The sequence below is a fragment of the Stenotrophomonas sp. EMP41 genome, assembly GCF_047495535.1.
Lineage (GTDB): Bacteria > Pseudomonadota > Gammaproteobacteria > Xanthomonadales > Xanthomonadaceae > Stenotrophomonas > Stenotrophomonas sepilia.
Genome location: NZ_CP179923.1, coordinates 3,721,967 through 3,744,552, shown reverse-complemented (window position 1 = coordinate 3,744,552; position 22,586 = coordinate 3,721,967). Strand labels below are relative to the sequence as shown.

Here is a 22,586-nt window from a genome sequence, read left to right as displayed (position 1 = left end):
CGGCCGGCTTTTCCGTTCATGGGGCAAGGACATACACGGATGCCGTTTCGCATGATGCACAGCACGCCGCCATTGCAAGGCACGGCGTCCACATGAGCCGGGTGCTGCGGTGGCGCAGCGCATGGCAGTGGGTAGGGCTGGCACTGCTGCTCTGCCTGCTGCCGCTGCCAGTGCTGGCGGCGGTCCCGATTCCGGCACTGGACGACCCGGTGGTGGACACCGCCAACGCGCTGTCCGCCAGCACCCGCGCCACGCTGCGCGAGCAGGCATTGCAGCTGCAGGCACGCAAAGGCGCGCAACTGCAGGTGCTGGTGGTGCCCAGTGTTGGCGATGACGGCATCGAAGCCTATGCACAGCGTGTCTTCGACCAGTGGCGGCTGGGCCGCGCCGGTGTCGATGACGGGGTGTTGCTGCTGGTGGCGGTACAGGACAGGCGCGTACGCATCCAGACCGGCTATGGCCTGGAAGGCACCATTCCCGATGCCTATGCCGCGCGCATCATCGACAAAGCCATCGTGCCGCGCCTGCGCGAAGGAAACCTGGACCAGGGCATGCTGGACGGCAGCAAGGTGCTGGTGGCGCTGATCGATGGCGAGCCGCTGCCGCCCGAGGAAGATTCATCCGCACGCAACCTGTTGCCAGCGGATTGGCGCACAGGGGATTCGGTCGTTGCCCTGACGTTGCTGGTGGGGTTCCTGGCCGGTCTGTGGCGATCACCGCCGCGCCTGCTGGCCACCAGGACCGAAGCCGGGTTCAGCGGTAAACGCCGTGAGCGGCGGCGCAAGGCACTGGCAGCCAATGCGGCAATGCCCAGGCCGAACTGGCCGACATTGCCGCCCTGGGGCAGACCGTTGCTGATAACGGCAGTGATGGCCGCCGGGTTGGTTTCGGCGACGCTGCTGCTGCCGTGGCATGTGCTGCCTGCGCTGTTCTTCGTGCTGTTACCCGCTGTACCGGTGGCGGCGCTGCTGGGGTGGTGCTGGCGTCGCAGTCGTGGTGTGCGCATCGTGCTGTCCGGCATGTTGGCCGTCAGTATCGGTTTCTTTGTGGTGATGCTGGTCCGTGGTCAGTTGCCGCCCAGCCTTGCCCTGCACACGTTGCTGAACCTGGCGGTCGCCATTGCCGCCATGCTGGTGTTCTTCCTGGTGCAGGCCGGCCGCGCGCGCTGGCGGAAGAACCGCAACAGCTTCGCCTTGCGGCTGGTGGTACTGGTGCTGCTGACCGGCGGCTATGCGCTGGGCGCGCTGCTGGCCATCGACCGGGCCAGCGACGAGAACGCACGCGCGTTGGCGACGATCGTGTCCAGCGTAGGCACGCTGTTCCTGTACTTCATCTGGGTGTTCACCCTGCTGCCCGGCGAAAAAGCACGCAGCGGACGAAGGTCGTCCCAAGGCTACCGCTCCTCGTCCAGCACCTCGTCGTCGAGTTCGTCCTCAGGCAGTTCCGGCGGCTGGTCCGGTGGTGGTGGTCGCAGCGGCGGCGGCGGCGCATCGGGCAGCTGGTAGCTCAGGCCGCCCACACCCGCCAGCCCAGCGCGGCATCGCGCAGTTCGCCGCTGCCGCTCACATCACCCACCTGCAGCTGCACGCCCTGCGCATTGGGCAGGTCCTTCTGCTCGGGGAACCAACGACGGTCGGCGGCGACGATGATCAGCAGGCCCTCGTCGTCGCCCACCGGCGCGAACTGCGGCGACGGCGGGCTGATCGGCTGCAGGCCGAAGCGCTGGCTGGACTGTTCGCGCACCGCGTCGACATCATGGCTGGGCAGGCCAACCTCGCTCAGGCAGGTCAGCTCGCTGCCATGGAAGGCGCCTGCGCGCGTGCTGACTGGCAGACGGCGCCGGCCGATCAACTCGAGGATCAGGCCGTCCGGGCCGGTGAAGTACACCGACTGCGACTGCCAGCTGCTCTCCAGCGCAAAGTAATCCAGACCCTCAGGATTACGTTGCAGCGGGGTACGTTCGCGCAACCAGGCCATCGCCTCGCCGAAGCGGTTGTCCGGTACGTTGAAGGCCAGGTGCACGCCGCCGACGGGGTGATCACCCGCCGGCTGCAGTTCGATCGTGCTCCAGCCGATGTGCACATGGTTGCCGACCACGCGCTGCTGCAGTACATCGTGGAAATACGCGGCGACGGTGGCGACGTCGGACACCTGCAGGGTGAGGTGAAGCAGGCGCATGACCGATTCTCCATGGACGCGCTCACTGTAGCGCTGGGTCCTGCCCGGCGGCCACTAGCGCAGTGAATGGTTGAAGAATCGTATTGCTGCGTCCACTGCCTGCGCGTGGGTCTGCGCCTTCGGCACCGACGACCTGCACAGGTCCTGCAGCCGCTGCTGTCCGGTCGGGGTGCATGCGGCGAGGAAATCGTAATGGCCGACACCGGGCAGCACCTGCAGTGCAGCGCCCGCAATCAAGGTCTGCGCAGCTTCGCCATTGCTCTGCGGTGGCGCAACCGTGTCCGCCTGGCCCAGCACGATCGACACCGGCTTTTTCAGAGAGGAGAGCTGCTCGGGCGCAAAGGCCTGCACGATTGCCGGTGCCAGCAGGAACACCGCGCGCACGCCGGGAATGGCGCGTGCGTCATTGGCGTGGGACATCCACGGCGACAGCTCGGGCGACGCCGCAGCGGCAACACGCGCCTCCATCGTGTGCGTTGCCGCTTCCTGCTGGGGCCGGCAGACGCCGTCATCCGGATGCGCAGTGCAGAAGGCCAGCAGTCGCTGCAGGTCCGGTCGCGCACCGGCCGCCAACAGTGCGGTGTAGCCGCCGGCCGAGAACCCGGCGACCCCCAGGCGCTCGGGATCGACATGCGGGCCCAGCACCGGATCGGCCTGCACAGCCGCCAGTGCGGCACGCAGATCATCGGCGCGCAGCCAGGTCAGCACGCTGCCGGGCAGGGTCATGCTGTCAACGCCGTTGTTGCCCGGATGATCGACTGCGATCACCAGATAGCCCGCCCGCGCCAACGCGGTGCCGAGCCAGCCCATCATGCGCGCGCTGCCGCCGTTGCCATGGGAGAGCAGCAGGGTCGGCAGGCGATCACCCGGGACCGGCGCATCCCTGGACGACCGGCCGACGTCGAACAGCGGCGCGTCGGGTGGACCGATGGTCAGCGCGGTTTCCCGGCTGCCTGCAGGTGCCGGATACCAGACCGTGTAGCGCAGCGCGTCGCGGTGCTCTGCGTCGCGCACGGCGGCGCTGGCCAGCGTCGTTGTGCCGTGGCGCTCGCCGGCCACCCCGCGTTCGCGGGCGGCGCCGGTGCTCGCGAACACCATCAGCATCGCTCCCAGCACAGCAGCGGTCATGCGCATCTTCAACTCCTTGTCAGTGGGGACGGTCGTCGACGGGCAGCCAGATTTCCACGCCGCCCTGGCCGGTGCGCTCATCGAACCGGGCGTCGTAGCGCTCCAGATCCGGCGCATCGGCAAGGCCCAGGTTGGAAGCAGGGAGATAATGATCCAGCAACCAGAACCAGGTCGAGCGGATGGCCGAGATGTGCCCGCTGTGCCAGGCCACCAGGTAGCGGCGCGCCGGGATGTCCACGCGTCGCCAGTGCGCAGGCACGCTCGGCACCGTGCTTGCCGGTAGTGCCGCGATGTAATCGAAGCCACCCTTGTCATCACTGTTGCAGCACACGCCGAAACTGATCGGCGCCGGCGTCGGCCATTCGCGGTTGAGCTGGGCCCACTGTCCGGGAATCGCGCCGCCACTGTCGCGGGTATGCCGCATGCCGATGCCGGCCACCTGGAACGCGGGTGTCTCGAGCAGGCGGGGGGCTTCAATGCAGGCGGACGGGGCCTCGTCCACGCGGATCGCCTGCACCAGCGCCAGCCCATCGGTGCCCTGTTCGCGTACGCGCTCCGGCGTCTGTCCGAACTGTTCGCTGAAGGCACGCGTGAAGGCGGCATGGGTGGTATAGCCGGCACCCAGCGCCACCTGCAGGATGTCGCCGGCGCCGTTGGCCAACTGCTGCGCGGCAGCGGTCAGGCGGCGCCCGCGCAGGTAGCGCATCACCGAGGTGCCGGTGCGGGCCTGGAACAGGCGCGACAGATGGAACGGCGACAGGCCCGCCGCAGCGGCAATGTCGGCCAGCGCCAGTGGCTGGTCCGCGTGGGTTTCGATGTACCACAACGCCTTGCCTGCCGCGCTCATCCTGCCGTTCCTAGAACCAATGCTGGGCACAGTAGCGGATCGGCAGGCGCGGCGTTTAGCAGTTCTTGCGCCTGTGCGGACTCAAGCTGTCGCACTGACGTCATGCCTCCTTCACAGAGCGCGCCGAGACTGCGCGCCTTGTCCAGGCCTGCGATGTCCCTGCAGGTGCTGGTCCTGTCGCGTCCTCCCGGAGCCCTGCCGTGCATCGTTCGAAGCTTTCGCGTTCCATCCTCCTTGCCCTTTCCATGGCCAGCGCAGGAGGCGCGATCGCAGCGGAGGCCGATGCGGTCGATGCCGCAGGCGGCAGCCGCGCCGCACCCACCCAGCTCGATGCGATGCTGGTCACCGGCACCCGCGCCTCCAACCGCACCCAGTTCGAAACGCTGGCGCCGGTGGACGTGTTCAGCAAGGAAGACATCAGGTCCGTCGAATCCACCGACCTGAAGGACGTGCTGGCGCAGCTGGTGCCATCATTCGTGGTACAGCGCCTGCCGATGGCGGACGGCCAGGTGTTCGTGCGTCCGGCCACCTTGCGTGGCCTGTCGCCGGACCAGACCCTGGTGCTGGTCAACGGTCGCCGCTTCCACCGCAGCGCGCTGCTCGGCAACCGCGGTGCACAGGCGGCCGACCTGGCGCAGATTCCGACCAGTGCGATCAAGCGCATCGAGGTGCTGCGCGATGGTGCGTCGGCGCAGTACGGTTCGGATGCCATCGCCGGTGTCATCAACATCATCCTCGAAGAGGGTCCCGGCACCGAGATCACCGCCGGCTACTCGCAGTATGCGCAGGGCGACGGTGCCTCGCGCGATTTCAGTGCGCGCACCGGTTGGTCGCTGGGCGACTATGGCAGCCTGGTGCTGTTCGCCGAATCGTCCAACTCGGACGCCACCTCGCGCACGCGCCAGCGCCCGGATGCGATCGCCTTCCAGGCTGCACATCCGGAGCTGGAGGTGCCCGATCCGGTGCAGCGCTGGGGCCAGCCGGAACTGGAAAGCCGCCGCGCCGGCTTCAACGTCAAGGCCAACGCCAGCGGGACGCTGGAGCTGTATGCCTTCGGCCTGTACAGCCACAGCGATGGCGTCAGCGATTTCAACTGGCGCAACCCGGATACCACCACCGGCGCGTATCGCACCACCGCCATCTTCCCCGGCTGGAACCTGCGTTCGCTGTATCCGGTCGGCTTCAGCCCGCAGTACGGCAACGTCCAGAACGACCTGCAGCTGGTCGGTGGCCTGCGTGGCGAGATCACGCCCAAGCTGCGCTGGGACGTCAGCGCCTCGTATGGCCGCAATGCCATCGACTACAGCCTGAAGAACTCGATCAATGCTTCGCTGGGTCCGGCCAGCCCGACCGCGTTCGACCTCGGCCGCCTGACCCAGACCGAGAAGAACGCCAACGCCGACTTCAACTACGAGTGGGAGGTGGGCGCGCTGTCCCAGCCGATCAATGTCGCCTTCGGGGGCGAGTTCCGCCAGGAGACCTACCAGGTCCGCGCCGGTGACCCGGCCTCGTACGCGGTGGGCCCGGGCGCGGCTGCAGGCCTGGAGGCCAATTCCAACGGCGCGCCGGGTTTCTCGGCCAGCCAGGCCGGGCAGTGGAGCCAGCGCAGCAAGGCCGCCTACGTGGACATGGAAGTGCCGCTGGGCGAGCGCTGGAGTATCGGTGCGGCCAGCCGCTACGAGGACTTCTCCAGCTTCGGCAGCACGCTGGACGGCAAGCTCTCGGCGCGCTTCGCGATCACGCCGGACCTGGCCCTGCGCGGCACCGTGTCCAGCGGCTTCCGTGCGCCGACGCCGGCGCAGCTCAACACCACCAGTACCACCCAGGGCCTGGACACGCGCACGCTGCAGATCTTCACCAGCGGTCGCCTGTCACCGAACGATCCGCTGGCGCAGCTGCTCGGCGCCAGGCCGCTGAAGCCGGAAGAATCGCGCACCGCCTCGCTGGGCCTGACCTGGCGCACCGACCTGGGCCTGTCCGGCTCGGTGGACGTCTACCAGATCAAGCTCAGCGACCGCTTCAGCCAGTCGGCCAGTTTCGCCATTCCGGCCGGTACGCCCAATCCGCTGGGCTATACCTCGGTGAACTATTTCACCAACGACTTCGATACCACCACCACCGGCGTGGACGTGGTCGGCAACTACCTGCGCGACCTCGGCGCCGGCCGCATGACGCTGACCCTGGCCTACAACTACAACCGCACACGCGTGGACAACGGCAGCACCTCGGTGGCCACCAACGAGACCCAGCGCGTGCTGTTCGAGGATCGCCTGCCCGAGCACAAGGGCAGCCTGACCGGCAGCTGGGATATCGGCGCCTGGTCGCTGATGGCACGCATGCGCTACTACGGCGCCTGGACCGATTCCAGCGGCAATGCAGTGGGCGACATCTACCAGCGCTTCGGCGCGATGAGCTTCCTCGACCTGGCCGTCGGCTATCGCATCAACGAACATCACAGCCTGCGCGTCGGTGCCGACAACGTATTCGACCGCTATCCGGACGAAGCCACCTTCCAGGCCAGCCGCGGCCTGGTCTACTCGCGCAACGCGCCCTATGACACCGACGGCGCCAACCTGTACGCGCAGTACCGGCTGAGCTTCTGATGGACCCGGCCCGCCGCTTCCTGTTGCGTGCCGGCACCCTGCTGCCGGCCGCAGCCGCACTTTCTTCACTGCCGGCCATGGCTGCCACGCGTTACGCTGCGTCCATGCAGATTCCCGCAACGACCGTGGCGCCGGACGTGCTGGCCCGCGACGAAAACTACTGGGCCGCAGTGGCCAGCCACTTCGACGTCACCGACGAAGTGAACCATCTGGAGAACGGCTATTGGGGCGCGATGGGCCGCGAGACGCTGGCCAGTTACCAGCGCCACACCGCCGAGGTGAACCGTGGCAACGCGTGGTATGGGCGTCGCGAATTTCCGGCGCAGTACATGGCGGTGCAGCGGCAGGTGGCCGAACTGCTGGGCGTGGGCGCCGACGAGATTGCGCTGACCCGCGGCGCCACCGAGGCGATGCTGGCGCTGATCGGCGGCTACAACCGCCTGCAGCCTGGCGACCAGGTGCTGTACGCCGACATCGACTACGACAGCATGATCGGCGCCATGCGCTGGCTGCAGCAGCGCCGCGGCGTGCAGGTCGAGCGCATTGCGCTGCCGGCAGTGCCCGACCATGCCCAGATCCTTCAGGCCTACGAGGCCGCGTTCGCGCGGCTGCCACGCCTGCAACTGGTGCTGCTGACCCAGGTCAGCCATCGCCATGGACTGGTGCTGCCGGTGGCCGAAATCGCCGAACGTGCGCGGGCACGCGGCATCGACGTGATCGTTGATGCAGCACACGGGTTTGGCCAGATCGACTACGCGGTGCCGCAGCTCAAGGCCGATTTCGTTGGCATCAACCTGCACAAGTGGATCGGTGCGCCGGTCGGCGTCGGCGCGATGTATGTGCGCAAGGGCCGCGTTGCGGACCTCGACCCGTACATGGGCGAGACCGACGATGGCCGCGTGGGCAGCCGTGTGCACACCGGCACGGTCAACTTCGCCGCTTACCTGGCGCTGCCGGAAGCGATCGCGCTGCACCAGCGTATCGGCGCGGCCAACAAGCAGGCGCGCCTGCGCTACCTGCGCGAGCGCTGGACCGTGCCTGCGCGGCAGATGGCGCATATCGAAGTGCTGTCTTCGCCTGATCCGGCGCTGGCCAGCGCATTGGCCAGCTTCCGCCTGCGCGGGCGCACCAGCGTGGCTGACAACATCGCGCTGCAGAAGCGCCTGCTGGATGAGCATCGCGTGTTCAGCACGCATCGTGACGGGTTGGACTCCGGCGCCTGCGTGCGGGTGACGCCGTCGGTGTTCACCCGGCCGCAGCAGATGGATGCACTGGTGCAGGCGCTGGCGGCATTGGGGTAGTGCCGGCCGCTGGCCGGCAACCTCCTGATCCGTGCATGCCGTTGCCGGCCAGCGGCCGGCACTACCGAACCGATCGGGTGGGTGCCGGCCGTTGGTCGGCATATCCCCCCCCGCGTGGATGCTCCCCGCCTACCGCTCGATCGCCGGCAACGCGTCCGACAACAACAACCGGTCAATCCGACGCAACGCACTCTCCAGCTGCCGTCGGTCCGCTGCCAGCCCCAGCGACAAACGCACGCCGTACTGGTGCGAGACCCCCGGCGGACAGAACGCCGATGACGGTGCAATCGCCAGCCCCTGCAGCTGCGCGGTACGCACCAGCGTGGCATCGGTCCACGGCGCCGGTATCCGGCACCACGCATGCAGCCCTTCCGCGCGCTGCAGCAGCGACGGTGCCAGCAGGTAACGCGCCATGCGCATGCGTTCGCGTGCCTCGGTGCGTACCTGGGCCAATAGTGATTGCGCCGAGCCATCCAGCAGCAGCTGGCTGGTCAGCGCCGCCACCAGCGGATGCCCCATCAACCGGGTGGCGCGCAAGGCCGAAGCCATCGCCTCGGCGTGCGCGGCACCCGGGCAGCGCACGAAGGCCGTGCGCAGGCCGGGGCTGATCACCTTCGACAGCGTCGCCACATGGAACACGTGGCGCGGTGCCAGCGTTGCCAACGGTATGGGTGCCTCTTCGGCAAGGTGCCAGTAAGGATCATCCTCGACCGCCAACAGGTTCTCGCTTTCCAAGACGCGTGCCAGCACTTCGCGCCGCTGCAACGACAGCGTCAGCGCGGTCGGGTTCTGGCAGGTGGGGTTGAGATAGACCAGCCGCGCGCCGCTTTCGCGCGCCTGCCGCAGCAGCGCTTCAGGGCACATGCCGTGTTCGTCGCTGTCCACCGGCATCAGCCGACGCCCCAGCGCCGCTGCGGCCTGCAGCAGGCCCGGATAGACCAGCGCATCGCACAGGATCGTATCGCCATCGCGGCCCTGGCTGACCAGGATCGCGGCCAACGCCACCTGCGCGCCTTCGGTCAGCAGCAGGCAGTCGTCATCCACGGCGCCCAGCATCGGCTGCAGCCAACGCGCCGCAGCATGGCGATCAGTGGGGTTGCCGCCACCCAGGTGATACGTCATCAGGTTCGGCGCGTTGCTGCGTGCAAGCACGGCGGCGGCACCACGGCGCAGCGTCTCTGCCAGCGCGTCGGCGTCGGGCACCGGCGGCACGTTCATGCTCAGGTCCACCACCTGCTCGAAGCCGGCCTTGGGCGGTGCGATGAAACTGCCTTGTGGCCCGCGTGCTTCGATCAGGCCGCGCTTGCGTGCTTCATCGAACGCCCGCGTTACTGTGGTCAGGTCGACGCCGAGCTGCTGCGCCAACGCGCGCTGCGAAGGTAGGCGCTGTCCCGGTGCGAGGCCACCGCGGCGCACTGTGCGTTCCAGCGAGTTGACGATGCGCAGGTAGATCGGGCCGCTGTGGGCGAGTACGTCCTGCACCCACTCGCGGGCTGCGACATCCGGTCGCGGCATGTACGGAGCATGTCGGGGCGTATCGTTGCTTCCAACGGCGGGAGCCTGTCCATAACCATCGGTCGGTTCGGACAGGTGACCGCCGTTGTTGTGTGCGGCGGCCGCACCGGCCCGCGTCGGTGATGTCATTGCGCGTCCTCAGCGCTTGGCCTGCCAGGGGCAGTAGCAGCCCACGGCAAGCAGTCCTTTCGGGCGCACGGTCTCGCCGCGCACCAGTCTGTCCAGCAGCGGTTCGACGAAGCTGTTGGCCGAGTTGCAGACCATGCCGATGCTGTACGGGCCGGCATACGCCAGATGGCCGTGCCGGTCCCAGATCGCCACGGCAGGGCTGGCCGGGATGTGTTCGATACCGTCGATGGTCGGCAGGTTGATCACCTTGTTGCGCAGCGGCTCGGGCAGCGCGCCCTGCGTGCCAGGGCGGCGGATCGCGTAGAAGTCGATGCCGGCACGGCGGTACATGCTGATCAGGTAGCTCAGGTGCGCACCGGTCTCGCGGTTGCACACGCCGCAGGCCGGGTCCCAGAAATGCACCACGCGGATGCGGCCGGTATCTCCGGCCAGATCGGCCGGCAGGCGCAGCTGCGAGTCGTCGAAGACGATGGCCTGTTCGGTGAAGGTGGACTGCGCGCTGTAGCCGAAGTACTGCCACAGCGCAGCCGCCACGCCGGCCATGAACAGGCAGGCGAGGGCGATCATCGTCGGCAGCAGCCAGCGGCGACGCGGCGCGGCTGCGCCCATCAGGACGCGTCCCCGCCGAACTTGTGCACGTACTGCTTGCGCATCTCGCGGCAGGAATCGGCCTGCGCGCGACGCTGGATCTCGCTACGCGACGGATCCTCGCTGCGCTGCATGCATTGCTCGATGGCGTGGCGTTCGGCGGCCTGCACATCCACGGTCTGCGGTTGCAGGCAGACCCAGGCCAGCGCGGCCAGCATCAACACCACAAAGCCACCGCACCCGGCCATCACCAGGTGGAACTTCAGTCTCTCGGCGCGCATCGATGCACGTCCCTTCATCCATACATTGCATACAAAATATCATTTTGTATGGATTCGGCGCCATGCACCCGGTTCAGACGATGGCGTTGTGGCGGGCCTCGGGAACTTCGGACAGGATCTCGTTCAGCTTGGCCAGCGCCCCGGCCAGCGCGCTCTGGTCGACCGCGCCGCCCAGCGACAGGCGGATCGCGTTGCCCGGCGGCGGCTCTTCCACGCTGAAGGCATCCGAGCTGGCGATGCCCAGGCCCTGTTCCTGTGCGGCCTGGATCAACCGGTACTGGTCCAGCCGTGGCGGCAGCGGCAGCCACACATGCAGGCCGGCCGGATGCGCCTGGGCACGGGACGGCAGGTACTGCGCGGCAATCGCCTGGCGCTCGCGCAGTTCCTGCTGGAAGCGCTGCACCATGTCCTGGGCCTGACCGCTGCGGATCCACTGCGAGGCCACCGCCACCATCGACTGGGTCGGCATCAGCGCGATCGCGCGCAGAGCGTCCAGCACCGGTTCCATTGGCTCGCCGGCCGGCACCACCAGGTAGGCGGTTCGCAGGCCCGGTGCCAGGCACTTGGACAGGGTGGAGATGTAGTAGACCGGGCAGCCGGCGTCGCGGTGGGCGGCCAGCGGCGGCGCGGCATCACCGGCCAGCAACCAGTAGGGATCGTCTTCGATCACGGTCAGATCGTGGCGCTTCGCCACCGCCAGCAGGGCCTGCCGGCGCTGCGCCGACATCGTCGCCGTGGTCGGATTCTGGATGGTCGGCACCAGGTATAGCAGGCGCGGCCGGCGCAGCTGGCAGGCTTCTTCCAAGGCGTCGGGCAGCATGCCTTCGGCGTCCATCGCCACCGGCACCGCGCCCCGCTGCAGCACGCGCGCGGCGGCCAGCAGGCCCGGGTAGGTCAGCTGTTCGGCGGCGATCAGCTCGCCTGGCTGGGTACGGGCCAGGATCAGCGCGCACAGCGCGGTCTGCGCGCCGGGGCAGATCACCACCTGATCGGCACCGACTGTCCCCAGCATCGGCGCCAGCCACTGCACGGCGGCGGCGCGGTCCTCGCGGGTGCCGGCGCCGACGTGGTAGCTCATCAGCTCGCCCTGGCCCAGCTGCTGGCCCACGTGCTGGAAACCGGCCTCCATGCCCTGTGCGAACGGCGCGCTGCCCAGCAGCGGCGGGATGTTCATGCTCAGGTCGACCGAGGTGCTGCGGTTGCCGGCCGACAGCGCAATGAAGGTGCCGCCGGCGCCCTGCGCATCGAGCAGGCCGGCCTGGCGCAGCTCGGCAAAGGCACGGGTGACCGTGGTCAGGTCCACGCCCATCTGCTGGGCCAGGTCGCGCTGCGGCGGCAGGCGGTCGCCCGGGCGCAGCACGCCGTCATCCACCGCCTCGCGCACCTGCTGGGCAATCTGCAGGTACAGCGGGCCGGCGCCCTCGCGGAAGGGGCGAACCCAGGTGCGATTGGGGTGTTTCAGGCGGCGGCCGGCGGCAGGTGGCGTCATCGGTCAGGTTTTTCCATACGTGCAGGTGCACAAGTCCATACAATGATGTATCTTGTATGGGCTTGATTGGAGTGGTTCGCCCTCTTGTAGGCGACCTCGTACCCACAGTGTAGCCGCTCAACGCCCGGGCGCTGCGCGCAGGCGAGCCGGTCAAGCGCGCTTCTTCAACAGGGTTGACCTCCAATGAATATCTGCTGGAACCGCATCCGCCTGGCGCTGGTCGCCCTGGCCTGCGTCGGCCTGTCGGGCTGTGACTGGGTGCTGCTGGATTCGAAGGGCATGGTCGGGCTCGCCCAGCGCGACCTGATCCTGATCTGCATCGGCCTGATGCTGATCGTGGTGATACCGGCCATCGTGCTGACCTTCGTATTCGCCTGGCGCTTCCGCGCCGGCAACACCAAGGCGAAATACACGCCGGACTGGTCGCACTCCACCAAGGTGGAAATCGTGGTCTGGGGCGTGCCGCTGATCATCATCGCGGTGCTGGCGGTGATCGTGTGGAAGTCCACCCACGAACTGGACCCGTACAAGCCACTGGACGTGGCCGGAGAGCCGCTGCACGTGGACGTGATCGCCACCGACTGGAAGTGGGTGTTCGTGTACCCGGACCTGGGCATCGCCACGGTCAACCAGCTCAACTTCCCGGCCAACCGCCCGCTGGCGTTCAACATCACCTCCCACTCGACGATGAATACCTTCTTCATCCCGCAGTTGGGTGGGCAGATCTACGCGATGGCCGGCATGCGCACGCAGCTGCACCTGATCGCCAACGAGCCCGGCCAGTTCCGCGGCATGTCCGGCAACTACAGCGGGCATGGCTTCTCGAACATGAAGTTCATCGCCACCGCCAGCAGTAACGAAGACTTCGAGCGCTGGGTGGCCGAGGTGCGCAGCGCGCCCGACGCACTCAGCTTCACGCAGTTCAAGGCGCTGGCCGCGCCGTCGAAGAACGCACCGGTGCAGCACTTCTCCAGTGTTGAACCGCTGCTGTTCAAGAAGGTCATCGACCAGTTCATCGGCGTCGGTGAGAACACCGCTGCTGCTATCCCGGCGGGCGCTGCCGGCGGTGCCCAGGTTTCCCAGGAGTAACGAACATGTTGGGTAAATTGACGTGGGAGGCCGTGCCGTTGCACGAGCCGATCGTCGTGGTCACATTGGCGGCCATGGTGCTGGGTGGCCTTGCGCTGCTGGGTGCGGTGACGCACTTCAAGCTGTGGGGCCCGCTCTGGCGTGACTGGTTCACCACCGTGGACCACAAGAAGATCGGCATCATGTATGTGGTGGTGGCGCTGGTCATGCTGGTGCGTGGCTTTGCCGATGCGCTGATGATGCGCGCGCAGCTGGCGGCGGCCGGGCCGGGCAGTGACGGCTTCCTGCCACCGGAGCACTACGACCAGATTTTCACCGCACACGGCGTGATCATGATCTTCTTCGTGGCCACCCCGTTCGTGGTCGGCCTGATGAACATCATCGTGCCGCTGCAGATCGGCGCGCGCGACATGGCGTTCCCGTTCCTCAACGCCTTCAGCTTCTGGATCTTCGTGGTCGGCGCCGCGCTGATGATGATCTCGCTGGGCGTTGGCGAATTCGCCATGACCGGTTGGGTCGCCTATCCGCCGCTGTCGGGCATCGAGTTCAGTCCAGGCGTGGGTGTCGACTACTACATCTGGGCATTGCAGGCTTCGGGCATCGGCACGCTGCTGACCGGCGTCAACCTGTTCATCACCATCCTGCGCATGCGTGCGCCGGGCATGACCCTGATGAAGATGCCGGTGTTCACCTGGACCGTGCTGGTCACCAGCGTGATCATCATCGCCGCCTTCCCGATCCTGACCGTGGCACTGGGTGCGCTCACCCTGGACCGCTACCTGGACTTCAACTTCTACACCAACACGTTGGGCGGCAACCCGATGATGTACGTGAACCTGGTGTGGGCCTGGGGCCATCCGGAGGTGTACATCCTGGTGCTGCCGGCGTTCGGCATCTTCTCTGAAGTGACCGCCACGTTCGCGCGCAAGAAGCTGTTCGGCTACAAGTCGATGGTGGGCGCGACGCTGGCGATCGGCATCCTGTCGTTCATCGTCTGGCTGCACCACTTCTTCACCATGGGTTCCGGCGCCAGCGTCAATGCCTTCTTCGGCATCATGACGATGATCATCGCCATTCCCACCGGCGTGAAGATCTTTACCTGGCTGTTCACCATGTACGGCGGCCGCGTCGAGTTCAGCGTACCGATGCTGTGGACCATCGCCTTCCTGGTCACCTTCACCATCGGTGGCATGACCGGCGTGCTGCTGGCCATCCCGGGCGCGGACTTCCTGCTGCACAACAGCCTGTTCCTGGTCGCGCACTTCCACAACACCATCATCGGCGGCGCGCTGTTCGGCTACCTGGCCGGCTTCGCCTACTGGTTCCCGAAGGTGTTCGGCTTCACCCTCAACGAGCGCCTGGGAAAGTGGTCGTTCGCGTGCTGGGTGATCGGCTTCTACCTGGCCTTCATGCCGCTGTACATGCTCGGCTTCATGGGCATGACCCGCCGCATGAACCAGTACGACAACCCGGCGTGGACGCCGTACCTGATCGCTGCCTTCATCGGTGCACTGTTCGTGTTCGCGGGCATCATCCTGATGCTGGTGCAGATCTACGTAAGCGTGCGTGACCGCAAGCGCAATCTGGACCTGACCGGCGACCCGTGGAACGCACGTACGCTGGAATGGGCCACGCCGTCGCCGCCGCCGTTCTACAACTTCGCCGTGGTGCCCAAGGCCGATGAGCTGGATGCCTTCCACGAAGCGAAGAAGCGCGGCCTGCCGCCGCCGCCCAAGAAGTACGCACCGATCCACATGCCGAAGAACACCGGCGTGCCGCTGATCCTCAACATCTGGATCCTGGTGCTGTGCTTCGCCCTGGTCTGGCACATCTGGTGGATGGCCGCAGCCAGCTTCATCGCGATGATCGTGACCCTGATCGTGCGGTCCTACGACGAGGACGTGGACTACTACGTCAGTTCCGAAGAGGTGGCGCGCACCGAAGCGGCCAACCTTGCCAAGCTGAAGGAGGTACGCGCATGAACCTGTTGACCCGCCCCGAGCTGGCCAGCGACACGCAGGCGCACGAGGACCACCACGAACACGACCATGGCCACGAGCAGGGCGGCATGAAGGTCTTCGGCATGTGGGTCTACCTCATGTCCGACCTGGTGCTGTTCGGTTCGCTGTTCGCCTCGTACGCGGTGCTCAGCACCGCCTACGCCGGTGGCCCCACCGGCAAGGACCTGTTCTCGCTGCCGTTCGTGATGGCCGAGACCTTCCTGCTGCTGGTCTCCAGCATCACCTACGGCCAGGCCGTACTGGCGATGCATCGCCACGATGCCTCGGCGGTGCTGCGCTGGCTGGGCGTGACCTTCGTGCTCGGTGCCTCGTTCATCGGCATGGAAATCTACGAGTTCTCGCACCTGATCCACGAAGGCGCAGGCCCCAGCACCAGTGCCTACCTGTCGGCATTCTTCGCGCTGGTCGCCACCCACGGCCTGCACGTGGCCAGCGGCCTGATCTGGATGGTGGTGGTCATGCACCAGGTCTACCGCCGTGGCCTGACCCCGACCAACATCACCCGCGTGTCGTGCCTGAGCCTGTTCTGGCACTTCCTGGACCTGGTGTGGATCTGCGTCTTCACCTTCGTCTACCTGATCGGAGCCTTCTGACATGGCCCACGTCGAAACTTCGCGCGCCGGCAATGCGCACGGTTCCACCAAGTCCTACCTGATCGGCTTCGTGCTGTGCGCGCTGCTGACCGTGGTGCCGTTCGCACTGGTGATGAACCCGGTGCTGTCGCGGCCGCTCACGCTGTTCCTGTTGGTCGGCTTCGCAGTGGCGCAGATCCTGGTGCAGCTGGTCTATTTCCTGCACATGGACCGCAAGTCCGAAGGCGGCTGGAACCTGGCCAGCTTCGTGTTCACCCTGGTGATCCTGTTCATCATCGTCGCGTTGTCGGTGTGGATCATCTGGAGCATGCACTACCACATGATGATCAACTGAGCCTGCGAACCGTGAAAGGCATTGCGTTCCCCCATCGTGGCCTGCGGCTGGCCGTAGGCCTGCTGCTCGGCCTGCTGGTCGGCTGCAGCGCGCAGTCGCGCATGGACTTCTATTCGAAGGACATCGCCTGCGAGGAGCTCGGCCAGCAGTGGTCGATGCCCGACAGCCACGGCGCCGTGCGCGGCCCGAAGGACCTGCAGGGGCAGGTGACCTATCTGTTCTTTGGTTTCACCAGCTGCCCGGACGTGTGCCCGACCACGATGGTCGAGCTGAGCCAGGTCAAGCACCTGATGGGCAAGGATGCCGATCAGCTGCAGGTGGTGTTCGTCAGCGTCGACACGGCCCGCGACACGCCCGAAGTCGCCCGCACCTATGTGGAAGCCTTTGACCCCAAGGCGATCGCGCTGGTCGGCAACGAAGCGCAGCTGGCGGCGATGGCCAGCGACTTCAAGGCGTTCTACGAGAAGGAGCCCGGCCAGGTACCGGATACCTACACGATGAGCCACATCGCCGGTGGCTACGTGTTCGACCGCCAGGGCCGCCTGCGCCTGTTCGCGCCGTACGGCATGCCGGTGGAAAAGCTGTTCTCGGACGTGCAGCGCCTGCTGCTCGAGCCCGGCCACCCAGCCGCCGGCAACGACGCACTGGCCAGTTGCCACCTCAAGCACAGCGACACACTCGCCGCGCGCTGACGTCACCTCCACCGCGGCGGGTGCCGACCGTTGGTCGACGCACCCCCACACCCATCCCCCGGCCGGCCAGGAGAGCCAACCGGCCAGGGGCACCACTCAACGCCTTACTTGGTCTCTTCCCACTGCACCACGTCCGGCTCGGTGGCGCGGATACCGGCGGTGGACAGCAGCTTGGTGGTCGCATCCAGCGCCGCGTTCACCGACGGGTACTCCACGATGGCCTGGCCCGAAGCCTTCGACACCTTCACCACGGTGCCGCCGGTGGCGGTAGCCGCACGCTGGGCCGATGCTGCATCGGTGAAGAACACCTTGACCCGGGAGGTCGCCACCACCGGCGCTCCGTCACGGGAGACGGCCGCCGCGAACTTGCCGGCACCGGCATCAGCAGGCGCGGCCGCGGCGCCATCCAGCGAACGCTTCGTACGCGAGCTGGTGGTCGCCGCCTGCGGGGTGATGGTGAACTGACCGCCGCTGGCCTGCTTTACCGTTGCCGAGGGCGACAGCTGGAAACGTGTGCCGCCCACGTCGAACGAGCGGCCGGTAGCGGACGCCTTCAGTTCCTGCGCATCCACGGTCGACAGGGTCCTGGCCGGAGGGGTCTGCCCCGAGCTCTGTGCCCAGGCAGGGGAGGTCATCGCCGCGAAGGCGAGCGTGCTCAACAGAATGGTCGTCTTCATCATCAGTGCCCCAGAACGCGGATCTTGAAGAATTCGAGGTTGCCACGCGATGCAGCGGTCGCGGCCTGCCCCATGTCGGTCACTTCCAGCGTCCAGGTGCCCGTGGCATTCTCATCCAGGAAGGCATTGCTGGACAGCAGGTCCCAGCTGGTGAAGTTGCTCTGCGCGCCACCCGTGCCCGAACCGATCGCGGTGAACGCCGGCTGCACCACGCTGCGGGTGCCGCTGGGCGACACCAGCACGAACTGCAGCTGGCGCGTGTTGCGGTGGTTGACCCGGAAGCCCAGCTGCACGCTCTCGATGTTGCGCGCGCCGTTGGCCAGCTGGAAGGTCAGGCGTGCGGCGGCGGCCGAGGTGTTGCCAATGGCCACGGTACGCGTGGTGTTGCGCCAGCCGCTATCGACCAGCGCACCGAGCGACTGGAAGTTCTCGGCCACCTGCACCGCGCGTGCAGCGTTGACCACGCCGAAGCCATACCAATTGCTGTAGGCACGGCCGGCAGCATTCACCGTCCAGCCCGGCACCAGCGTGCGGCCGTCGGCCAGCGTCACCGCCGGCTGGTTCGGGTGGTTGCGGGTGGCGGTGGTGGCCAGGATGTACTTCACATCGCGATAGGACAGGTTCGGATTGGCTTCCAGCACCAGTGCCGCCACACCCGAGACCATCGGCGCCGATGCCGAGGTGCCGTTCATCTTGGCGGTGTAGTTGCAGGTGCTGTCGATGGCCGACAGGTTGCTGTCCAGCGTGTTCTGGCGGTTGGTGTTCTTGTTGCTGCCCTTCGCGCATCCGGTCACGTCGGTGGTGACGATGGCCGGGTCGTACGCGCGTGCTACCAGGCCCGGTGCATACTGCGCCTGCAGGCCGTACTCACCGCCAAAGGCCGAGACCCACAGCGCCGAGCCGGTGGAGGAGTAGGACGAGCGCACGCCATCGGCACGCACCGCGCCTACGGTGATCACGTTGAACAGGTTGTTGCGCGGATCGCGTCCGGCCGGCACGCAGCCGGTGTTGCGGTTCTTGGTGTCGGTGGTGCAGACATCCTGGGTCTGGCTGATCGAGGCATTGTTGAAGTTGTTGCCGGCCGACTTCACGTAGATGCCGCCGCGGCCACCGCGCGTGCCCGACAGTGCCTGCTCGTACGAACGAATCGTGTTTTCGCTGTACGCCAACGGCAGGTTCGGATTGCCCGGGCCGGCGCCCCAGCTGTTGTTGAACACCTGCACGTCGGCCGATTCCGCGCCGTCCCACCAGGCGTACTCGATGTTGCTCTGCTGGTTGCCCAGGGCCGAGCGCGAAATCGGGTTGAAGCCCTTCAACGTCGCCGCCGGAGCCACACCGCGGACGCCCAGGTTGTTGGCGCCCACCGCGCCCGCAATGCCGCCGACCATGGTGCCGTGGTTGTCGACATCCGGGTTGGACGGGGTGGGGTTGTTCGAGCCATTGGTGAAGTTCTTGCCGGCTACAGCGGCCACGTTGGCCGCCAGGTCCGGATGCGCGATCTGCAGGCCGTCATCGACGATGGCGATGGTGACGCCCTGGCCACGGATGCCATTGCGGAACAGGCCATCGACGTTCAGGTCGTTGCCGGCTACCGGCAGCGTGTCGGCCGGGACCGTCTGACCGGTGTTGAGCAGGTGCCACTGTATCGCCGCCAGTGGATCGGCCTGTTGGGCCTGGGCGGTGACGGCCAGGCTGCCCAGCACCAGGGCAGTGGCGAGGGCCAGGCGCGCGGAGCGCGGTGGCGCGGAGCGTTGCGTGTGTCGCTTCATACACGAATCCTTCTGTTGTGAATCGGCATGGCAGGACGGCGGGGCGGAACTGCCCCATCGCAACGAGCCAAACGCGACACAACGGAGAACCCCCTACCTCTTCACACAAGCAATCTGCAGATGTGCCAATTGCGTCACAAACGCTTAGTACGTCTGGTTATGACAGTGCGCACAAGCATCTTCACGCGGTCTTCGCGCGGTTGAATCTGAGTTGTGGGAGACAGGGAGAACTACGTGCAGATGACCACACACATGAAGAACGAACGGAAGCGCGGCCGTGCGCGCGCGGACCAGACCCCGCTCTCGGTTGCCGCCATCCGCAAGGTGGTGCTGTCCGTGCATACGCGCAGCCACGACTACGGCGACGATGCCGATATCGCCGAGTTGCTGCCCGAGCTGGCAGCATTCGGCATCACCACGGTGAAACCGCTGCGCCTGCTGATGAAGAAACACCGTCGCGCACTGCTGCAGGAGGAACGGATCGTCATGCGCCGCGCAGAGACGCTGCATCTGCGCACTGAGTGGCGGCCCGGTGGCATAGACGTGCATGCCAACACCAGCCGTTACGCCATCGGCGGCCTGGTCCGCACCAGCATGGAACACGAATTTCGCTTCGAGACGATGCTGCCCTTCCACGAGGTGCGCGAGGACGAACCCGCGTAGCCCGGTGCCCTCCCGGCGGATGTGGCAGCCCCGCCGGGGCATCATCGCGCGCCCTCACATCACGCTGTGCTACTACAGCCCGTGCACCCTTCCGCACGGAGCACGATGATGGTCAATCCGCTCGCCCAGGCCCATCGCGGCCTCGGCACCACGCTGTTTAGTCTGTTGAACCCGATACCCTTCGGCTTCTTCGTCGGTGCCCTGATCTTCGACGCGATCTACCTCAACAGCGCCGAGGTGATGTGGGGCAAGGCCGCCGCCTGGCTGATCACCTTCGGCCTGCTGATCGCCGTCATTCCGCGCCTGATCAACCTGTTCGCGGTCTGGCGCCGCAACGGCACGGCTACCCGTATCGACCGCATCGACTTCTTCCTCAACCTGGTCGCGGTGGTGCTGGCCATCTGGAACGCCTTCGTGCACAGCCGCGATGCGTATGCCGTTGCCGTGCCGGGCACGATCCTGTCGGCGCTGACCGTGGCCCTGATCGCCCTGGGCCTGATCCTGTTGTCATCGCAGCCGCCGGTGCTGCAGGGAGGTCGTCATGGCTAAGCACATCCTGCACACCGTGGCCGCCTTGGCAGTGGCCGCCACCCTGTCGGCCTGCGCCGGCAAGGCCGAATACCACCCGGCCGACCAGTCGGGACCGCAGCCGCCACTGCCCAAGCCGGCCAACTTCCTGATGCCGCCGATGCAGGTGCCCAAGGGCGTGGGCTGGGCCGACGGCCAGACCCCCACGGTGGCCGAAGGCCTGAAGATCGAGCGCATCGCCGCCAACCTGCAGCACCCGCGCCGGCTGCTGACCCTGCCCAACGGCGATGTACTGGTAGTGGAAGGCAATGGCCCCGGCGAAGAGCCGGTCACCACACCCAAGCAGTGGATCGCCGGCAAGGTGAAGGCGCGCTCCGGCAAGGCCGGCAAGGGCGGCAACCGGGTCACCCTGCTGCGCCGCTCGCCAGGCACCAACACCTGGACCCAGCACGTCTACATCGAAGGCCTGCACTCGCCGTTCGGCATCCAGCTGATCGGTGACACGCTGTACGTGGCCAACACCGGCAACATCATGCAGTACCACTACGTGCCAGGCGAAACCCGCATGTCCGACAAGGGCCGCGAGTTCACCGACCTGCCCAGCACCATCAACCACCACTGGACCAAGGAACTGCTGGCCAGCCGCGATGGCAGCAAGCTGTACGTGGGCGTCGGCTCCAACAGCAACATCACCGAGAACGGCCTGGCCGTTGAATACCGCCGTGCGGTGGTGCTGGAGGTGGACGTGGCCACCCGTGGCAGCCGCATCTTTGCGTCGGGCATCCGCAACCCGACCGGGCTGGACTGGGAGCCGAGCACGGGCCAGCTGTGGGCAGTGGCCAACGAGCGTGATGAGATCGGTGCCGACCTGGTACCGGATTACCTCACCTCGGTGAAGGAAGATGGCTTCTACGGCTGGCCCTACAGCTACTACGGCCAGCACGTGGACGAGCGCGTGCAGCCGCAGCGGCCGGACCTGGTGGCCAAGGCGATCGTGCCGGACTATGCCATCGGCTCACACGTGGCACCGCTGGGCCTGTTGTTCTACACCGGCCAGGCACTGCCGGCGCAGTACCACGGCGGCGCCTTCATCGGCGAGCACGGCAGCTGGGACCGCTCGCCACTGAGTGGCTACGAAGTGGTCTACGTACCGTTCAAGGACGGCAAGCCGACGGGACGGCCGCAGACCGTGGTCAGCGGCTTCGCCTCGAAGGACGAGAAGACCCTGATGGGCGCACCGGTCGGCATGGCGATGGATGCCGAGGGCGCGCTGCTGGTGGCCGACGACGTGGGCGACGTGGTGTGGCGGGTGTCGGCCAAGTAATTCTGTAGCGCGCAGCGCGCGGGTCTCCGTGCACTGAACGAAGAGCAGCCGAGCGTGGGCTCGGCTCTACAGTTCCGCGGTACTGCTGCGGAAACCACTGAACACCGATTCGGCGGCGAACCCCACGCCGCCCAGCAGCACGCCGAAGTACACCACCGTGGCCACCACGAAGCCGTACCCGGCCGCCACCGCCGCGCCATCGCGCTGAATGAAACCAATCGCAAACGACATCAGCGCCAATGCCGGCAGCGTGTTGCTGAACGGGATCGGCCCGGCCGGGGCCATCAGCAGCAGGGTCGCGAACACCAGCATCAGGTTGTTCAGGCGCATCATCTTCTTCGAGCGCACCATCACCGCCAGCCGCATCGGCCGCGAAAGCCGCTCCATGCGGTGCACCCATTTCAGCGCACGGCCGAGGTTGGCCTTCAGCTTGTCGGTGGCGATCTCGCGGCGCGCCAGCTTCTGTGGCACCCATAGCGGGCGGTTGCGCACCCGGCTCAGGCCGATCAGCAGGATCGAGGCCCCGAATACGGTGCTCAGCCCGGGAATCGACACCGGGATGATGAAGATGGCCGAGAGCAGGATCACGATCAGCAACAGGCCCTCATCGCCCAGCGCGCTGAGCAGGGTGCCGACGCGCACCTGGTCGCCGGGCAGTTCGTCGATCATCTGCTTGATCTGCTGGGCCAGGGGCGCGCTGTCGTCGGTTTCGGGGGCACGGTAGGTCATGCGTCGCAAGGTTCTTCAGGGAAGGGCGGTCAACGGGCCGTCCTGCGGTGGGGGACGCACAGGCCCCTGAAGTATCCCGGCCAACGTGAGCAAAGAGGTGAACCGGGC

General features: G+C 66.9%; 21 protein-coding genes. 11 read left to right on the top strand and 10 right to left on the bottom strand.

What is annotated here, in order from left to right; translation table 11 throughout:
* Positions 1–92: 92 nt before the first annotated feature.
* Positions 93–1,505, top strand: coding sequence for a TPM domain-containing protein (locus tag ACMGRF_RS17190; protein ID WP_180879539.1), 1,413 nt, complete (start codon positions 93–95; stop codon positions 1,503–1,505).
* 1 nt (position 1,506) lies between these two features.
* Here ACMGRF_RS17190 and ACMGRF_RS17185 read toward each other — a convergent pair whose 3' ends face one another.
* From ACMGRF_RS17185 to ACMGRF_RS17175, 3 genes are read right to left on the bottom strand one after another with little or no spacing between them, the layout of a single operon-like run.
* Positions 1,507–2,178, bottom strand: coding sequence for a VOC family protein (locus tag ACMGRF_RS17185; RefSeq protein WP_180879541.1), 672 nt, complete (start codon positions 2,176–2,178; stop codon positions 1,507–1,509).
* Between the two features lie 54 nt (positions 2,179–2,232).
* Positions 2,233–3,312 (bottom strand): alpha/beta hydrolase family protein, encoded by a 1,080-nt coding sequence (locus ACMGRF_RS17180; protein ID WP_414485420.1) that lies wholly within the window; start codon positions 3,310–3,312, stop codon positions 2,233–2,235.
* A 13-nt stretch (positions 3,313–3,325) separates the two neighbouring features.
* Complete coding sequence (locus ACMGRF_RS17175; protein WP_049439970.1) at positions 3,326–4,153, bottom strand: AraC family transcriptional regulator; 828 nt, start codon at positions 4,151–4,153, stop codon at positions 3,326–3,328.
* Between the two features lie 200 nt (positions 4,154–4,353).
* Here ACMGRF_RS17175 and ACMGRF_RS17170 point away from each other — a divergent pair, with 200 nt between their 5' ends.
* Positions 4,354–6,756, top strand: coding sequence for a TonB-dependent receptor domain-containing protein (locus tag ACMGRF_RS17170; RefSeq protein WP_180879545.1), 2,403 nt, complete (start codon positions 4,354–4,356; stop codon positions 6,754–6,756).
* On the top strand, positions 6,756–8,057 hold the full coding sequence (locus ACMGRF_RS17165; protein WP_134709250.1) for an aminotransferase class V-fold PLP-dependent enzyme: 1,302 nt from the start codon (positions 6,756–6,758) through the stop codon (positions 8,055–8,057). Before ACMGRF_RS17170 ends, ACMGRF_RS17165 begins: the two co-directional genes overlap by 1 nt.
* Before the next feature lie 129 nt (positions 8,058–8,186).
* Here the strand turns inward: ACMGRF_RS17165 and ACMGRF_RS17160 are convergent, their stop codons facing one another.
* Genes ACMGRF_RS17160 through ACMGRF_RS17145 form a run of 4 tightly spaced genes read right to left on the bottom strand, consistent with a single transcriptional unit; the run spans position 8,187 to position 12,059 of the window.
* On the bottom strand, positions 8,187–9,701 hold the full coding sequence (locus ACMGRF_RS17160; protein WP_180879547.1) for a PLP-dependent aminotransferase family protein: 1,515 nt from the start codon (positions 9,699–9,701) through the stop codon (positions 8,187–8,189).
* Between the two features lie 9 nt (positions 9,702–9,710).
* On the bottom strand, positions 9,711–10,310 hold the full coding sequence (locus ACMGRF_RS17155; RefSeq protein WP_021201963.1) for a DUF6436 domain-containing protein: 600 nt from the start codon (positions 10,308–10,310) through the stop codon (positions 9,711–9,713).
* A complete protein-coding gene (locus ACMGRF_RS17150; protein WP_226053592.1) occupies positions 10,310–10,588 on the bottom strand; it encodes a hypothetical protein in 279 nt (92 codons plus the stop codon). Before ACMGRF_RS17150 ends, ACMGRF_RS17155 begins: the two co-directional genes overlap by 1 nt.
* Before the next feature lie 55 nt (positions 10,589–10,643).
* Complete coding sequence (locus ACMGRF_RS17145) at positions 10,644–12,059, bottom strand: PLP-dependent aminotransferase family protein (protein ID WP_180879549.1); 1,416 nt, start codon at positions 12,057–12,059, stop codon at positions 10,644–10,646.
* A gap of 183 nt (positions 12,060–12,242) precedes the next feature.
* Between ACMGRF_RS17145 and cyoA the strand changes: the two genes are divergently transcribed.
* The 5 genes from cyoA to ACMGRF_RS17120 are packed head-to-tail and all read left to right on the top strand — an operon-like array spanning position 12,243 to position 16,788.
* Positions 12,243–13,148 carry a ubiquinol oxidase subunit II gene (gene cyoA, locus ACMGRF_RS17140; RefSeq protein ID WP_180879551.1) on the top strand — a complete coding sequence of 302 codons (906 nt, stop codon included), beginning with the start codon at positions 12,243–12,245 and terminating at the stop codon, positions 13,146–13,148.
* 5 nt (positions 13,149–13,153) lie between these two features.
* The gene (gene cyoB / locus ACMGRF_RS17135; RefSeq protein WP_180879553.1) at positions 13,154–15,130 is read left to right on the top strand and encodes a cytochrome o ubiquinol oxidase subunit I; all 1,977 of its coding nucleotides are present in this window, start codon (positions 13,154–13,156) and stop codon (positions 15,128–15,130) included.
* The gene (gene cyoC / locus ACMGRF_RS17130; RefSeq protein WP_180879555.1) at positions 15,127–15,762 is read left to right on the top strand and encodes a cytochrome o ubiquinol oxidase subunit III; all 636 of its coding nucleotides are present in this window, start codon (positions 15,127–15,129) and stop codon (positions 15,760–15,762) included. Before cyoB ends, cyoC begins: the two co-directional genes overlap by 4 nt.
* Before the next feature lies 1 nt (position 15,763).
* Positions 15,764–16,096: a cytochrome o ubiquinol oxidase subunit IV gene (cyoD, locus tag ACMGRF_RS17125; RefSeq protein ID WP_005411473.1), complete on the top strand. Its 333-nt coding sequence runs from the start codon at positions 15,764–15,766 to the stop codon at positions 16,094–16,096.
* Positions 16,097–16,107: 11 nt separating this feature from the next.
* The gene (locus tag ACMGRF_RS17120; RefSeq protein WP_180879557.1) at positions 16,108–16,788 is read left to right on the top strand and encodes an SCO family protein; all 681 of its coding nucleotides are present in this window, start codon (positions 16,108–16,110) and stop codon (positions 16,786–16,788) included.
* Positions 16,789–16,892: 104 nt separating this feature from the next.
* Here the strand turns inward: ACMGRF_RS17120 and ACMGRF_RS17115 are convergent, their stop codons facing one another.
* Both ACMGRF_RS17115 and ACMGRF_RS17110 read right to left on the bottom strand, forming a co-directional pair.
* Complete coding sequence (locus ACMGRF_RS17115) at positions 16,893–17,468, bottom strand: DNA breaking-rejoining protein (protein WP_180879559.1); 576 nt, start codon at positions 17,466–17,468, stop codon at positions 16,893–16,895.
* Positions 17,468–19,234 carry a S8 family serine peptidase gene (locus tag ACMGRF_RS17110; protein WP_180879561.1) on the bottom strand — a complete coding sequence of 589 codons (1,767 nt, stop codon included), beginning with the start codon at positions 19,232–19,234 and terminating at the stop codon, positions 17,468–17,470. Before ACMGRF_RS17110 ends, ACMGRF_RS17115 begins: the two co-directional genes overlap by 1 nt.
* A 252-nt stretch (positions 19,235–19,486) precedes the next feature.
* Between ACMGRF_RS17110 and ACMGRF_RS17105 the strand changes: the two genes are divergently transcribed.
* From ACMGRF_RS17105 to ACMGRF_RS17095, 3 genes are all read left to right on the top strand, one after another.
* Entirely contained in the window at positions 19,487–19,897 is a 411-nt protein-coding gene (locus tag ACMGRF_RS17105) for a hypothetical protein (RefSeq protein ID WP_414485419.1), read from the top strand.
* Between the two features lie 108 nt (positions 19,898–20,005).
* Entirely contained in the window at positions 20,006–20,446 is a 441-nt protein-coding gene (locus ACMGRF_RS17100; RefSeq protein WP_049417033.1) for a DUF2231 domain-containing protein, read from the top strand.
* Positions 20,439–21,749, top strand: coding sequence for a PQQ-dependent sugar dehydrogenase (locus ACMGRF_RS17095; protein WP_111190755.1), 1,311 nt, complete (start codon positions 20,439–20,441; stop codon positions 21,747–21,749). The genes ACMGRF_RS17100 and ACMGRF_RS17095 overlap by 8 nt, the downstream gene beginning before the upstream one ends.
* Before the next feature lie 66 nt (positions 21,750–21,815).
* Here ACMGRF_RS17095 and ACMGRF_RS17090 read toward each other — a convergent pair whose 3' ends face one another.
* Entirely contained in the window at positions 21,816–22,478 is a 663-nt protein-coding gene (locus ACMGRF_RS17090; protein ID WP_134709241.1) for an exopolysaccharide biosynthesis protein, read from the bottom strand.
* Positions 22,479–22,586 lie beyond the last annotated feature (108 nt).